Source organism: Streptomyces sp. NPDC091376 (genome assembly GCF_044757085.1).
In the GTDB taxonomy this organism is placed as follows: domain Bacteria; phylum Actinomycetota; class Actinomycetes; order Streptomycetales; family Streptomycetaceae; genus Streptomyces; species Streptomyces pratisoli.
This window is the reverse complement of the sequence record NZ_JBIVUF010000005.1, coordinates 164,807-179,310: the sequence shown is the minus strand read 5'-3', so window position 1 is coordinate 179,310 and position 14,504 is coordinate 164,807. Positions and strand designations below refer to the sequence as shown.

General features: G+C 67.9%; 14 protein-coding genes. 6 read left to right on the top strand and 8 right to left on the bottom strand.

The genetic code is table 11. The annotated features are described in order from the left end of the window. Positions 1 to 51 precede the first annotated feature (51 nt). Positions 52 to 522, top strand: a complete 471-nt coding sequence (locus tag ACIQMR_RS13000; protein WP_401385469.1) for a barstar family protein — start codon at positions 52 to 54, stop codon at positions 520 to 522. A 197-nt stretch (positions 523 to 719) separates the two neighbouring features. Here ACIQMR_RS13000 and ACIQMR_RS12995 read toward each other — a convergent pair whose 3' ends face one another. Beyond that, positions 720 to 1,040 (bottom strand): hypothetical protein, encoded by a 321-nt coding sequence (locus tag ACIQMR_RS12995; RefSeq protein WP_401385754.1) that lies wholly within the window; start codon positions 1,038 to 1,040, stop codon positions 720 to 722. 104 nt (positions 1,041 to 1,144) lie between these two features. Beyond that, positions 1,145 to 1,414: a WhiB family transcriptional regulator gene (locus tag ACIQMR_RS12990; RefSeq protein WP_401385468.1), complete on the bottom strand. Its 270-nt coding sequence runs from the start codon at positions 1,412 to 1,414 to the stop codon at positions 1,145 to 1,147. 520 nt (positions 1,415 to 1,934) lie between these two features. Here ACIQMR_RS12990 and ACIQMR_RS12985 point away from each other — a divergent pair. Then, a complete protein-coding gene (locus tag ACIQMR_RS12985; RefSeq protein WP_401385467.1) occupies positions 1,935 to 2,798 on the top strand; it encodes an RNA polymerase subunit sigma in 864 nt (287 codons plus the stop codon). A 126-nt stretch (positions 2,799 to 2,924) separates the two neighbouring features. Here the strand turns inward: ACIQMR_RS12985 and ACIQMR_RS12980 are convergent, their stop codons facing one another. Beyond that, positions 2,925 to 3,860 (bottom strand): RNA polymerase sigma-70 factor, encoded by a 936-nt coding sequence (locus ACIQMR_RS12980; protein WP_401385752.1) that lies wholly within the window; start codon positions 3,858 to 3,860, stop codon positions 2,925 to 2,927. A 505-nt stretch (positions 3,861 to 4,365) separates the two neighbouring features. On the opposite strand from ACIQMR_RS12980, the gene ACIQMR_RS12975 reads away from it, so the two are divergent. Then, positions 4,366 to 4,983, top strand: coding sequence for a hypothetical protein (locus tag ACIQMR_RS12975; protein WP_401385466.1), 618 nt, complete (start codon positions 4,366 to 4,368; stop codon positions 4,981 to 4,983). 392 nt (positions 4,984 to 5,375) lie between these two features. After that, positions 5,376 to 5,942, top strand: coding sequence for a MarR family winged helix-turn-helix transcriptional regulator (locus ACIQMR_RS12970; protein ID WP_401385465.1), 567 nt, complete (start codon positions 5,376 to 5,378; stop codon positions 5,940 to 5,942). Positions 5,943 to 6,085: 143 nt separating this feature from the next. Here the strand turns inward: ACIQMR_RS12970 and ACIQMR_RS12965 are convergent, their stop codons facing one another. Further along, a complete protein-coding gene (locus tag ACIQMR_RS12965) occupies positions 6,086 to 6,430 on the bottom strand; it encodes a hypothetical protein (RefSeq protein WP_401385464.1) in 345 nt (114 codons plus the stop codon). Between the two features lie 564 nt (positions 6,431 to 6,994). Here ACIQMR_RS12965 and ACIQMR_RS12960 point away from each other — a divergent pair. Then, complete coding sequence (locus ACIQMR_RS12960) at positions 6,995 to 7,984, top strand: Gfo/Idh/MocA family protein (protein WP_401385463.1); 990 nt, start codon at positions 6,995 to 6,997, stop codon at positions 7,982 to 7,984. A 160-nt stretch (positions 7,985 to 8,144) separates the two neighbouring features. Here ACIQMR_RS12960 and ACIQMR_RS12955 read toward each other — a convergent pair whose 3' ends face one another. From ACIQMR_RS12955 to ACIQMR_RS12940, 4 genes are all read right to left on the bottom strand, one after another. Next, on the bottom strand, positions 8,145 to 9,611 hold the full coding sequence (locus ACIQMR_RS12955; RefSeq protein ID WP_401385749.1) for a GH1 family beta-glucosidase: 1,467 nt from the start codon (positions 9,609 to 9,611) through the stop codon (positions 8,145 to 8,147). Positions 9,612 to 9,725: 114 nt separating this feature from the next. Next, positions 9,726 to 10,640, bottom strand: coding sequence for a carbohydrate ABC transporter permease (locus ACIQMR_RS12950; RefSeq protein ID WP_401385462.1), 915 nt, complete (start codon positions 10,638 to 10,640; stop codon positions 9,726 to 9,728). A gap of 16 nt (positions 10,641 to 10,656) precedes the next feature. Continuing rightward, the gene (locus ACIQMR_RS12945; RefSeq protein ID WP_401385461.1) at positions 10,657 to 11,673 is read right to left on the bottom strand and encodes a carbohydrate ABC transporter permease; all 1,017 of its coding nucleotides are present in this window, start codon (positions 11,671 to 11,673) and stop codon (positions 10,657 to 10,659) included. A gap of 97 nt (positions 11,674 to 11,770) precedes the next feature. Further along, on the bottom strand, positions 11,771 to 13,084 hold the full coding sequence (locus ACIQMR_RS12940; RefSeq protein WP_401385460.1) for an ABC transporter substrate-binding protein: 1,314 nt from the start codon (positions 13,082 to 13,084) through the stop codon (positions 11,771 to 11,773). A gap of 282 nt (positions 13,085 to 13,366) precedes the next feature. Between ACIQMR_RS12940 and ACIQMR_RS12935 the strand changes: the two genes are divergently transcribed. Next, on the top strand, positions 13,367 to 14,383 hold the full coding sequence (locus ACIQMR_RS12935) for a LacI family DNA-binding transcriptional regulator (RefSeq protein WP_401385459.1): 1,017 nt from the start codon (positions 13,367 to 13,369) through the stop codon (positions 14,381 to 14,383). Positions 14,384 to 14,504 lie beyond the last annotated feature (121 nt).

The window sequence follows — 14,504 nt, the reverse complement described above, 5'->3', positions numbered from 1 at the left end:
GCCGTCGTCGGCTCTGACGGCGGTGGAAGCCCTGGATCACGGGAGGGGGAGGTGGCGGTGCACACCGTGCCCTGGGTGCACGTCGTTCCCGAGCAAGGCGCCCTGCCTGTCGATCTGCTGCTTCCCATGACCGGCACGACGTACGTAGCGCGTCTCGACGGCCGAGAGATGCGCGACACGGACGCCGTCTTCCAGCAGTTCTACGACGGACTGAGGCTGCCTGACTACTTCGGGTGGAACTGGGATGCCCTCTCCGACTGTCTGAGCGATCTGAAGTGGCTGCCCGCGGACCGCTACGTGCTGATCGTCCAGGCCGCGGACAAGGCGCTCTCGGGCGATGCCGCCGGCCGGAGGCTGCTCTTCAGGTCCCTTCTGCGGGCAGGACAGCGATGGTCCTGCACACAGCGGCCCGAGGGCATCGACCTCAGCAGGCTCGTGGTCGTCATGTCCTGCGACGCGGCGGCCGTTCCGGACCTGCAGGCACAGCTGCGATTGTGCTGTGAAGAGACCGTCTCGTCATAGGAACGGCTTCAACTCGCGGACCAGAGAAGGATGCCCGCGGAGGGGAGTCCGGCCAGGTAGATGGTCGCGGTCTTCTCATAGCGGGTGGCGATGCTGCGCCACTGGTTCAAGCGGTTGACGCACCGCTCGACCGACTCGGAACACCAGTGGTCCAGTGTGGTTCCGTGATCTGTCGAGTGGGTTTGCTCACGGTCCGTCTACGAGGACCCGTTGCCGTCGAGGAAGCGAAGCAGCACAGAGGCCTCCGCGCGGAGCCGCGCGACTCGGTCAGCGTGAGCCGGTGACGTCAACTCCGCCGCGACGTGCAGTCGTTCGTTCGCCTCGGCGCGCACGATGTCCGCCACACTGCGTTCGCTCAGCTCACGTCGCGCCACGTCGGTGGCACCGGCACCGACCGGTGCGTGCTCGAGCGCCACGGCCCGCGTGCCCGCTTCGTCCACGGGCACAGCCTCCGCATTGTCCAGTGCGGCGAGCGTCGCGCGCAGCGCGCTCACCGCGGCTTTGTCGCGGGCGCGCATCGCTTCCGGGAGGGCTTGACGCATACGAACACGTAGGGACATGCAGGGACCCTACGGCCCTGCTCATGGCCCCCACAACGGGATATCCCTCAGGTCAGGTCAGGTCACGACGCGGCGCGCATCCTGCTCCGGAGTTGGCGCATCCGGCTCTGGCTGATGGCACGGCGTTCCCTCTCCGTGGTGCCGCCCCATACCCCCTCCACCGGACCCGCCTTGACGGCCCAGTCCAGACACTGCTCCATGACGGGGCAGCGACGGCACACGGCTTTCGCCTCGTCCACCTGGATCACGATCGCGCTGCTGTTGCTATGGCCTATCGGGAAGAACAGCTCTGGGTCTTCACCTCGGCAGGTCGCCATTTCACGCCAGTCCACAGAATGCTCCTCGTCGAAGGAACGTAAGGCAGCCCCCAGACCGGCATATGAACGCAGCGGCCTGGGGGCGCACGAAACACATCTTTCACATATGAGACCGAGTGGCCGTGGTTCGTGTGACACATGGCCCGTCCGGTCGGGTGTGATCCGATCTCCGTTCGGTGCCCATGGGCCCCACGTTTTGAGCTTCGGCAGGCCTCGATGCCGCCGCAGCGGTTCTCGTGCAGGTCCCGGCCCGGCGTGGCCGTGGCTCGCTCGGGTGGCTGCTGTACGCGTGGGTCAGGCCGATGTCACAAGTTGCACGTCTGTCCGGTCTCAATTGTCGAACGCACGGAACAAGAGAGTCGTTGTACAAGGACCGCACCGTCGCCGGCCGCTCCGCCTTCTCCCAGCACGGAGACGCGGCGAGAAGCATCCTGCCGACGGGGCGCCGGGCCTGCTTCAACCTTCGTGAAATGCGATGAGGTCGATCGAAGCGGCGGCTGCGTTGTGTGGTGCCGTGCCAGAGGGAGAATGCCGTATGGACCAGCCCGAAGACGGAGTGCCGATCGCGGAGCTCCTCGATGAGCGGCAGCATCTCCTGGATGTCGTCACGTGGATGCTGGGCAGCAGCAGTGAGGCCGAGTGCGTCACTGATGAGGCCTATCGGCGGTGGTACGCGCTGTCCGATCAGGTGCGGGCGCAGATCACGGCGCCACGTGCGTGGCTCGCGAACGTCGCCGGCGGCATCTGTCTGGCCCGGCTGGCGCTGCCCAGTGGCCGGGAGGCCCCTGCGGGCGAGCAGGAGGCCGACGAGACGCTCGCGGAGGAGATCAGTGAGGTGCTGCTGTATGCGGTGGATTCCCTGTCTCCTGCCGAGCGCGCGGCGTTCGTTCTCAATGACGTCTTCGGAGTGACGCCGGATGTGCTCCCCCGCGTGGTGGGGCAGCCGGTGTCGGAGAACACCGAGCCGGCCGACCGCGCGCTCGGCAGTCTTCAAGCCGGACGCACGCGGCCAACGACATCGCAGCAGCATGACGCGGTGGTCCATGCGGTCCGGGAGGCGTGCGTGAGGGAGGACGCGGTCTTCCTCACGTCCTTGATGGCCCCCGATGCCACGGCCTTCTTCGACGGCGGCGGCAAGATCCGGGCCCTGGTCAAGCCGGTCCACGGCAACAGGCGGGTCGCGCGAAGCCTACTGACACTGCTGGCCCGACGACCGCGCACCACACTGCACGCCCAGTCGGTCAACGGGCTGACCGGTCTCGTGGTGCGCTACGACCACCAGGTGGCCGCGGTCATCAGCCTCGACATCGCCGGCCGTCATGTCGTGCAGGTGTGGGCCGTGCTCAACCCGGACAAGCTCCGTTCCTGGAACCAAGCCGGCCGGAGGACGTACCCGTGATCCGTACCGGACACGGTCCTGGTCGACGCGATCCCTCGGAGGGTCCGCGCCTGCTGCCCATCGCCCTGAGCGAGGGCACTGTCCACGGGCTCAACGCCCTGCGCGAGGGCAGTGTCCACGGCGAGGCTACGCCGCATTCCTCTCCAGGCGGAGGGCCGACGTGGAACGTGAGCGTGAGCCGAGGAACGCGGCGATCTTGCTCGGATTGAACACCCACATCAGCGTGTGAATGCCGTCTTTCGAGGCCGCTATCGTCACGAAGGTCGTGGGCAGACCGTCCCGGTGGATCATCATTGCGGACCGTCCATTGGCCTGCACACTCCGGATGTCCGCCCCGCTCCAGAACCTCGGATTGGCGGTCGCCAGGTTCGCCACGCGTGCGCGGCCCAGAACCTGGACGCGAGCAGCGCCCACATGGCCGTTGCCGTCGGACAGACTGACGGCATCCGGCACGAGGAGAGCCTCCAGGGAGGCGACGTTTCCCGTTCGTGCCGCCGAGAGGAAGGCTTCGAGAAGCCGTCGGTGCTCCACCGTGTCCACGGTCTCCCGCTGGTCGGCGGTGAGATGCTTGCGGGCCCGGCTCACGATCTTCCGCACGTTGACAAGGCTGAGTTGAAGGATGTCGGCGATCTCGGCGTAGTCGTAGTCGAAGGCCTCTCGCAGGACGTAGGCGGCCCGTTCGTTGGGATTCAGCCTCTCCAGCACGAGGAGCAGGGCCAGCTCCAGAGCCTCCGCCCGCTGAGCACCCACCTCCGGGTCGGTGCTCGTGTCGATGGGCTCGGGCAGCCACGGGCCTATGTACGTCTCACGGCGCACACGGGCGGACTGGGCCACATTGATGGCCAGCCGAGTGGTGGTTCTCGACAGAAACGCCACTGGGCTCAGCACTGCCGAACGATCAGTCCTCTGCCACCGCAGCCACACTTCCTGCACCACGTCCTCGGCCTCGACCGCGCTTCCGAGCACGCGGTATGCGATGCCGAAGAGGCGTGGACGGAGCTCCACGAAGACGGAAACGGCCCGGTCCAGGGAACCCTCAGCGCAAGGCGTCTCACGATGCATGATCCTGCTGTCTCCATTCCTCGCGCTGTCGAGTGGCGCGATCATGCGGCTTCGTGATGTCCCCCCATCGCCCGCTGCTCCAAACGCATCCGGATCTTTGACCGGGACCGGCCCCGTTCTGTGACAGCTCTGCCGTGCCAAGGTGCGTCAGCGATGCGTAAACAGTGTGAAGTCGGGCGCCGACGCGCGGTGAGGGGACCAGGCGGCCGACTCCGCGGCGGCGACTCCTTGGAAGTGGTCCCCCGCACCATGCGGTCTCCGGCCGACAGGACGGCCACCGCGAGTCGTCGGCACGCTACCCGGCGACAGCATCGTGCTTTCGCGTCTCCACTGTTCGGTGCCACCCGCGCTCTTCGGCACACGTGTGGTCTGCCTACGTCATCTGTGGTTCGGGGTGCGCTCCTGCATATGATGGCAGGGGTACCCATCCCGGCGCCCGGGCCGAGGAACACAGCAGGTGAGTCGGCAGGGATGCAACAAGAAACGTTGAGGATGAGAGGAACACATGGTCTCTGTAACCCGCGCGGCTCATAACATTGAGATCACCGCTGAAAGTCTCCAGGTGGACCTGAACCGCCTCGAGGTCCAGAAGCAGGCCCTGGAAAGGGAGCTGGCCGCGGTCGTCGCGCACCTCGACTCCGTCCAGCGGGCCCTTGGTGCCCTCAAGGCCTTGGCGCTCGACACAGCCGGCGCGGCCGCGGGGGGCTCTGCGGGTGCCACGGGTTCCACGGCCGCCGGGCCGGACCGGGCGTCGGCGCCCGTGGTACCGCAGACCGACATGTCCTCCTCCAGGTCCGCGAAGGTCGCGTCGAAGACCGGTACGCAGGCGAAGACCGGAACGCAGGTTCAGCGGTCCGAGAGCCGGAAGAGCGCAGCGAGGCCCAACGCAGCAGCAGCCGACGCCGAGCGCCACAGCACGTACGGCCGGCTGACCGAGCAGATCGTGGAGTACTTCGCCACGGTCGGCGACGCGGATGTGCGTGCCCGCGACGTGGCCGCGGCCCTCGGCCGCGACGCCGACAGCGGGAGCATCAACGCGGTCCGGAGCACCCTCGATCGTCTGGTCGGCGCTTCCCGTATCCGCCGGACCGGCCGGGGCCTCTACCGCGCCGTCCGTTCCTAGCCCGGCGGGACGCACGGCTCTGCGTGCCTGGCTCCGGGCGCCACCGGCGGGGGATCCTGTGGCGCCCGGAACACTCCACCTGCCCGACTCTAGGTGGGCAGGTGCATCGCGCTTCGGACACCCCCTCACGGCAGTGCGTACGGTGTCCAAGACGCTGTGAAAGACTAACACAACGTTTCTCCCGATCGCCTGTCACCACAGCCGCCGACGAGCATGTTGTCAAACAGTGGTACATCTTCGCGCTGAGCGCGGTGTCACCGGGGAAACGGCAGGTGGGGCGGCATGACGACCCGATGCGGCCCGGAGACACGAATGCGCGACGCGAGCCCGTGGCCGGTGATCCCGCGCAGAACAGGTTGTCCGACGGCACCCCGCCTTACACTGAACACAGCATGCATACAGACTTCGATCCCGATCCAGACCCCGGCAGCGGCAGCGGCAGCGGCAGCGGCAGCGGCGACAGCGTGGACGCCATGCTGGCGCAATGGAGTCGGTGGCTGCCAGAACTGGACGTCTCGTCGAGTGCCGTGATCGGGCGACTGCTTCGTGCGGCACGCCTGGCGGAGGAGCGGTTCGCGGACCAGCTGCGACACAGGGACGGCAGGGCCGTCGCCAACGTGGGGGACCTCGACGTACTGCAGACACTGCGCCGGGCAGAGCCACCCCATGCGCTGACGCCCGGACAGCTCAGGCAGTCCTTGATCGTCTCCTCCGCCGGACTCAGCGGGCGCCTCAACCGCCTCGAACGTGCGGGCTGGATCAACCGCACGACGTCGCCCGACGATCGGCGGTGCTCACTGGTCAGCCTGACGGAGCAAGGGCGGGAGGACTTCGACGGTCTCATCGAGGCCCAACTGGCCCTGGAGCGAGAACTCCTGTCCGTGCTGGAACCCGAGGAACGGGCTGCCGTTGCCGGCGCTCTGCGGAAGATGCTCCTCAGCCTGGAAACGGCGCCGTGAACCGGCTCAGGGCAGTCGCGGCAGCCGATTCCGCCATGTGCTCGCCTGCCACGGCCGTCTGCTGTCGGCCGTGAAGTGCTGCGGCGTGCCGCACCGCCGCGGGTACTGCCCGGCTCCGGTCCGCCGGGCCCAGGTCTGCCCGGTCAGCCGGCGGTGCCAAGGATCACCGCGATGCACAGGCTGAGCATCGACAGGGCGATGAGCGTCGTCGCGCCGTACACACCCCGGCGCAGCTGTGCATAGCGCTTGGCATGGTGTTTCTCCACCGCTGTGAAGTGGGCGGCCATGTGCTGCGTCATCCTGCGGGAAACGCGGATCTGCTCCTCCACGTACCACCACTCGATCTCGGCTTTCTGCCCCTCACTCAGCCCGGTCACCCGTGCGACGAACTCAGCCGCACGGTGGTGGGCGCTACGGCGGTGGGCTTCCCAGTACAGGAATCCTTCGATGTCGGTCAGGCCGCGTGCGGCCTCGTCAGCAGTGTCCATCGTGGGGCCTCCAGGCGGGGCAGGAATCGATTGTGTGCACCGCATGGGCAAAGGCGCGTCACAACGGGTGCGCGGCATTGACAGCGAGGATGACGGCGAGGCCGGGGGCCACACGGGCACGAAAGCAACCCGGGCAGGACACACGGTGTGACCTGCGGCCGGGGACGCCCTACACGAAGGACACGTGGTGGCTCGCCGGGATGCTCACCGTCGCAGAGCACCGGATCAATACCAGAATTCAGCATATCTCGCTCGCGAGAGAAATAGACGGCGGGGTGGGATCCGCCCTGGGCAGGACCGCCGGTACCGCTTTCGCTCGACAGGTCCCCGCACTCCGTCCGGGTCGGCGCGCAACACTGCCGCCCGACCGCCCCACCGCCTCCGACCGACCGCCCGACCCGACCGACCCGACCGACCCGACCGACCGGACCCTTCGGGAGTGGCATCACAAGGAGTCACACCGAAGGACAGGCCGTGTCCTTGACATGGACGACTCCGCGCGTGAGCCTTGCACAACGATGGGAACGTTCCCATCCCCACGGTGTCGCCTCAGGAGGACCGCACGTGCTCGACCGCTCCATCAGATGGGGAATCCTCGCGACGGGCCCGATGGCCGCAGCCTTCACCGAGGATCTCCGCACGGTACCCGGAGCGGACGTCGTAGCCGTCGGCTCCCGCTCGCAGCAGGCCGCGCAGGCCTTCGCCGACCGGTTCGCGATCCCCCGCGCGTACGGCAGCTGGCAGGACCTCGCGGACGATCCTGACGTCGACGTCGTCTACATCGCCACGCCGCACGCCCACCATCTCGACGCGACCACCCTCTGCCTCGAAGGCGGCAAGGCCGTCCTGTGCGAGAAGCCCTTCGCGCTCAACCGGTCCCAGACCGCGTCGATGATCGCCGCTGCCGAGCGACGCTCGCTCTTCCTGATGGAAGGCATGTGGACCTTCGTCAATCCGCTGGTCCGCCACGCCCGGGAGATGATCGGCGACGGCCTGATCGGTCACGTCACCTCCGTGCACGCCGACTTCTCCGCGCGCGTGCCGGCCGTCCCGGGAAGCAGACTGCGCGACCCGGCCGCCGGCGGCGGGGCGCTGCTGGATCTCGGCACCTATCCCGTCGCGTTCGCCCATCTCTTCCTGGGCCCTCCGGACCACGTCTCGGCCTGGGCGCATCTGAACGACCAGGGTGTGGACGAGACCACGGCCATGGTGCTGGGGTACGACAGCGGGCCTGTGGCCGTTCTCTCCTGCTCCCTCGCGTTCGGCAGTGCCACCGGTGCCGTGGTGCACGGCACCGAGGGCCGGATCGAGTTCCCGGCAGACTTCTACAACCCTCGAAGGCTGGTGCTTCACCGCGACGGGCGTGAGCCGCGGGTCGTCGAGGCGGAGCCCCAAGTGGGCAACGGCTACGGCCACCAGGCCCTGGAAGTCATGCGGTGCCTGCGCGAGAAGCGGACCGAGTCCGCGCTCGTTCCGCTGCGCGGCAGCCTGGACGTAATGAGCACGCTCGACCGGGTCCGCGCGCTCGTCGGAGTCCGCTACCCCGGCGAGTGAGCACACCGAAGCACCGCCGGTGGGCCGGCGGTGCTTCGGTGTGCGTGTGCGTGTGCGTGTGCATGGGCGTGTGCGTGTGCGTGTGTGCGGAGGAACGGCCTGCGGGCCGGCGAGCCGCATGACACCACGCTCGTCGGCCCGGAGGACCGTGCCCAGCCGCTCAGCCCTTCGTCGCGTCAGCGGTCGCGTCAGGAGCGGTCACCACGCCCGTGCGCGCGACCTCCGCGTACCAGCGGGCGCTGGCCTTGGGAGTGCGCTTGCCGGTCGGGTAGTCGACGTAGACCGCGCCGAAGCGCTTGCTGTACCCGTAGCCCCATTCGAAGTTGTCGAGGAGGGACCACAGGAAGTAGCCGCGGACGTCGACGCCGGCCTCGATCGCGTCGTGCACGGCCGCGAGGTGGCCCTGAAGATAGGCGATCCGGTCGGGGTCGTTCACCTCGCCCTGCGGGTTGACGTAGTCGTCGAAGGCGGCGCCGTTCTCGGTGATCATGAGCGGCAGGTCCGGGAAGTCGCCCTTGAGCCGCAGCAGCAGGTCGTACAGACCCGTGGGGTCGACGGCCCAGCCCATCGCGGTGGTGGAGCCCGGGGGCAGGTGGAACGACACGTCGTCGGCTGCCGGCCAGGGGCTGTGCGTGCTGTTTCCGTGGCCGTCGGACCCGTGGCTGGACTCCGGGGCACCGCCCGAAACGAGGGTCGGTGTGTAGTAGTTGACGCCCAGGAAGTCGAGCGGCTGCCGGATCTCCTTGATGTCACCGTCCTGGACGAAGGACCAGTCCGTGAGGGACGCGGTGTCCCGCAGCAGGTCCTCCGGGTACGCGCCGTCGAGCATCGGGCCCGTGAAGACGCGATTGGCGAGGGCGTCGATCCGGCGTGCGGCGTCGACGTCCCGCTCGTCGCCGGAACGCGGCCTCACATGGTGGATGTTGAGAGTGACGGAGACCTGCGCGTCGGCCGGAAGGTTCGCGCGAAGGGCCTGGACGGCCCTGCCGTGGCCGAGGTTGAGGTGGTGTGCCGCACGCAGCGCGGCCACGGGGTCGGTGCGTCCGGGCGCGTGGACCCCGGAGGCGTAACCGAGGAAGGCGCTGCACCAGGGCTCGTTCAGCGTGATCCATGTCCGCACCCGGTCGCCCAGCGCTACGGCCGCCAGGCCCGCGTACTCGGCGAAGCGCTCCGCGGTGGCGCGCTCGGGCCAGCCGCCCGCGTCCTCCAACTCCTGCGGCAGGTCCCAGTGGTAGAGGGTCGCGACGGGCTGGATGTTCTTCTCCAGGAGTTCGTCCGCGAGCCTGCGGTAGAAGTCGAGTCCCTTCTGCACGCTGGGACCGCGGCCGGTCGGCTGGATGCGGGGCCAGCCGATGGAGAAGCGGTAGGCGCCCACACCGAGGTCGGCCATGATGGCGACGTCCTCGCGCCACCGGTGGTAGTGGTCGGTGGCGATGTCGCCGGTGTCGCCGTTGCGCACCTTGCCCGGAGTGCGGGAGTAGGTGTCCCAGATGGAGGGGGTGCGTCCGTCCAGGGTGGCGGCGCCCTCGATCTGGTAGGCGGCGGTGGCGGTGCCCCAGGTGAACGACGAGGGGAACGCGAGTCCCGCGGGGGCCTCGGTCCGGGGCACGACGTGTCCAGCAGCGATATCCACGAGGGTCCTTCCGGAAGTGCAGTCAGTCAATGGGTGACACGGAGATGGGAGCGGGTGCACGGGGTGCCGGCGGGCGTCACGCACCAGGCGGGATGGGTCGGACGCGACCTAGCCCTTGACCGCTCCCTGCATGATGCCGCCGACGATCTGGCGTCCGAAGACGACGAACATCGCGAGCAGCGGGAGGGTGCCGAGCAGGGCGCCGGCCATGATCAGCGACTGGTCGCGGACATACCCTGCGCTGAGTTGGGTGAGGGCGACGGGGACCGTCGGGTTGGTCATGTCCAGCACGATGAACGGCCAGAAGAAGTCGTTCCAGGCGTGGACGAACGTGATCATGAACAGGACCGCCATCGCGGGCCGGGCGACCGGCAGGACGATGCTCCAGAAGATACGGAGCGAATGCGCGCCGTCCACGCGGCCGGCTTCGACGAGTTCGTCGGGTAGCGCGTCGGCCAGGTACTGGCGCATGAAGAAGACGCCTACCGCGCTGACCAGGGTCGGGAAGATGACGGCGGGCAGCTTCTGGCCCCAGCCCAGGTCGGTCATCATCATGAAGAGCGGCACGACCGCGAGTTGCGGCGGCACCATCATCGTCCCGATGACCAGCATGAGCAGGACGTTGCGGCCCTTGAAGCGCAGCTTGGCGAAGGCGAAGCCGGCGAGCGTGGCGAACAGGACGGTGGACACGGCGATGGTGCCGGCCACGATCAGGCTGTTCAGCATGGCCTTGCCCAGTGCGGCGTCCTGCCAGGCCTTCCCGAGGTTCTCGAACAGGTGCGGACCTGGCAGAAAAGGCGGCGGCGTCTGCGTGACACGGGTGTTGTCGGTCGAGGCCGCAACCATCGTCCAGTAGAGCGGGAAGAGCGAGAACACCGCCGCGACGGTGAGCAGGACGTACGTGGCGGGGCCCGCGTGGTGCTGCCGGCCGGCGCGGAGCCCCTTCGGCAGCCGGAGGCCGCGGCGACTGCCGGGCGAGGTCCGCGGCGCGTCCTTGCGGGCCGGGAGCGTGTCGGTGGTCATGGTGTGCATCTCCTGGTCAGGACGGGCGCGAAGAGCGCCGCTTGAGCAGGCGCTGGAGGGCGAAGACGAGGATGAGCAGCAGGAACATCGCCCAGGCCACCGTGGCCGCGCGGCCCATCTGGTAGTTCTTCCAGCCCTCCTCGTAGAGCAGCAGTCCGAGGGTCTGGTACTGGTTGTCCGCTCCTCCAGTGATGCCGTTCGGTCCCTGGCCGAAGATCAGGGGTTCGCCGAAGAGCTGGGTGGAGCCGATCGTGGACAGCACGATCGTGAAGACGATGGTGGGCCGGATACCGGGAATGGTGACCTTCAGGAACTGCTGCCAGCGCGAGGCTCCGTCGATCGCCGCGGCCTCGTAACGGTCGCGCGGGATCGCCTGCATGGCGGCGAGGTACAACAGGGCGTTGTAGCCGGTCCAGCGCCAGATGACGATCGTGGAGATCGCGATCTGCGCGGCCCACTTGTTGCCCTCCCAGTCGACGTTGTCGACGCCCACCAGGCTCAGAATCCAGTTGATCATGCCGAAGTCACGCTCGAAGAGCATGGTGAAGACGAGCGCCGCGGCACCCACCGATGTCGCGTACGGCGTCAGGGCCGCCACCCGGAAGAACGTCGATCCGCGCAGCCGGTAGTTCAGGAGGTGAGCCAGCCCGAGCGCCATGAACAGCTGCGGGACGCTGGAGAGCACTCCGATGGTGATGGTGTTGGACAGGGCGTTCCAGAAACGCTCGTCCTGTACCAGGCCGACATAGTTGTCGAACGCGACCCATTCCATGAGGTCCATGGAGGCGAGCTCGACGCGGTGGAGCGAGATCCAGGCCGTATAGAGGAGCGGGTAGAAGCTGAAGGCGGCGAAGATGACGAAGAAGGGGACGATGAAGGCGTAGGGCGCGCCCTTCAGGTCCAGGCGGTGGAGCAGTGTGCTCCGTCGGCCGGTCCGTCGTCTCTGCCGGCCCCCGTGGGTGGGTCGGTCAGGGCCGGCGGGCTCTTCGGTGGGCTGTTCGCCGGCCGCCGCGGTCGAGGTCTGAGTGGCCACCAGGGGTCCTTACGTGGAACGTGGGCGGGCTGGGCACACCCCGGCGGCCGTCACGCACGTGGTCGTGCGCATGTGGCCGCCGGGGCGTCGGGGGACGTCAGCCGACGGCCTTCTGGATGCGCTCGTCGGTGGTCTTCCAGGCCTTGTCGGGGCTCTGGCCCTGGGACTCGATCAGGCTCAGTCCCTGGGAGAAGATGTCCTTGATCGTTCCGTCCTTGCGGCCCAGCACCTGCTCGTCGGGGATCTCCTGCGCGGCGGCGCCGAAGATCCGGCCGATGGAAGCGCCGCTGAAGTACTCGGACTCGGCGTTCGCCACCTCGGGTGCCTCCAACGCCTTCTGCGAGGAGGGGAAGTTGCCGATCTTCTCGAAGAGGCGGGCCTGCTGCTCAGGAGCGGTGAGCCAGGCGACGAGCTTCTTGGCCTCTTCCTTGACCGGGCTCTTCTCCATGACGCCGAGGAAGGAACCGCCCCAGTTGGCGCCCTTCGGTGCCTTGGCGACGTCCCACTTGCCCTTGTTCTGCGGGCCCGCCTTCTCGCTGATGTGGGCGAGCATCCACGCCGGGCACACCGTGGTCGCGAACGTGCCGTTCGCGAGGCCGGGGTCCCAGCCGGGCTGGAACTGCCGCAGCTTCGCGGTCAGGCCCGAGGTCGCGGCCCCGGAGGCCAGGTCCCAGGCACCGGTGACGACGGGGCTGTCCTTGTAGATCAGCTTCCCGTCCTTGTCGTAGAACTGCTGGGAGCTGCCGTAGATCATCGCGTTGAACAGCCCGCTGGCGCTGTCGGTGAAGGCGACCTTGTCGCCCTTGAAGCCGGCCTTGAACTGCTTGCCGGCCGCGACGTACTTGGCCCAGTCGCCGTCCCACAGCTTGGCGACCTGCTCGCGGTCGGTCGGCAGTCCCGCCTGCTCGAAGAGGTCCTTGCGGTAGCAGACGGCCATGGGGCCGATGTCCGTGCCGAGCCCGATGACCTTGCCGTCCTTGCCCGTGACCTGGCTCAGCTTCCACGGCAGGAAGTGGTCGGTGCCCGGCACCTCGGACAGGTCGACGAACTTGTCGGCCTGGGTGTCGACGAGTTCCTTGGCGCGTCCGATCTCGATGCCCTGGATGTCCTTCAGGCCGCTGCCGGCAGCCAAGTGCGTCTGCAGAGCGGTGTAGTAGGTCTGCTCGTCACCCGCGACGTCGGCCTCGATCCGCACGTTCGGGTTCTTCTTCATGTACTCATCAAGGAGTCCCGTCTCCTTGAACCCCATGACGCCGAACAGCCCCATGGTGATGGTGGTCTTGCCGTCCTTGACGCCTCCACCGGTCCCACCGGCGTCACCACCGCCGCATGCGGAGAGAAGACCAAGAGCTGCCACTGCCGATATGACGGCGGTGCCTCTCGTACGCAACAGCTTCCGGGTGCTCTTCATGTGTGTGTCCTCCCAGGCGGCGCAGACGCACCGGAGTACGGGCCAACCGTCCTGCCGGTCGACCCGAAGCAGAGAATGGGAACGTGCCCAAACGCGGTGGGAACGTTCCCACCCGACGACGGAAGATTGACTCTTGAACAAGCCTTGTGTCAAGAACGTGAAACCACTTTGTTGCCAACAGATGTTGTCGAAGCTGCGCCGGCACCGGTCCCGTTCGTGTGGACATCTGGCACAATGCGCTGGCGAGCGGCTCGCAGGGCCGGGGTGAACGAGGAGAGGCGCATGGGGGCACAGCATCGGCCGACCATCAAAACCGTGGCCGCGCGTGCCGGGGTGGGACGTACCACGGTTTCACGTGTCATCAACGGCTCCACACTGGTCAGTGACGAGGCCAGGGAAGCGGTCCTCGCGGCCATCGCCGAGCTCAACTACGTACCGAACTCGGTCGCCCGCGGCCTGGTGACACGGCGTACCAACTCGATAGCGCTGGTGATCCCGGAATCCGAGAGCAGACTGGGCGCGGAACCCTACTTCTCCGCCGTCATCCGCGGTGTGAGCACCGTCCTGACGACCACCAGGACACAGCTCCAGCTCGTGCTCGTCCGTGACAGGGAAGAGCGTGACCAGCTCACGGACAGTGTGGCGGAGCGGAGGGTCGACGGTGTGCTGCTGGTCTCCGTGCACGAGCACGACCCACTGCCCGGCATCCTGGAGAACCTCGGACTGCCCACGGTGCTGGCCGGGCGACGCGGCCCCGAGGAGTCCCTGAGCCACGCGTGCGCCGACAACGTGGGGGGCGCGAGGGAAGCCGTCCGGCACCTCGTCTCCCGTGGTCGAACCACGACCGCCACCATCACGGGTCCCCTCGACATGGACGTCGGCCGCAGCCGGCTCCAGGGGTGGAAGGACGCTCGGGGCGAGGCCGGACTGGCTGCCGACGAGCGCCTCATTGTCACGGCCGACTTCACGGAGGAAGGCGGCAGGCTCGCCATGCGTTCACTTCTCGAACGCAATCCAAACCTCGACTCCGTGTTCGCCGCGTCGGACGTCATGGCCGCCGGCGCCATGCTGGAGCTGCGTCGGCAGGGGCGACGGATTCCCGACGATGTGGCCGTCGTCGGCTTTGACGACTCCTACATCGCTCGCTACGCGCACCCCGCCATGACCAGCGTGCGTCAGCCGGTCGAGGAGATCGGGGGCACGATCGCCCGCCTTCTTCTCGACGAGATCGCCCATCCCGGCGAACCGCGACAGCACATCACGCTTCCCACTCAGCTCGCAGTACGCAGCTCGTCCTGACACCTGCGGTGCGCAGACTGACGCTCGCGGTACGGAGCCCTTACGCTCGCGGTACGGAACTCGCGGAACTCGTCGGCAGGGAAGCGGACGAGGCACAGAACAACACCGGCAGCAGTGCGCG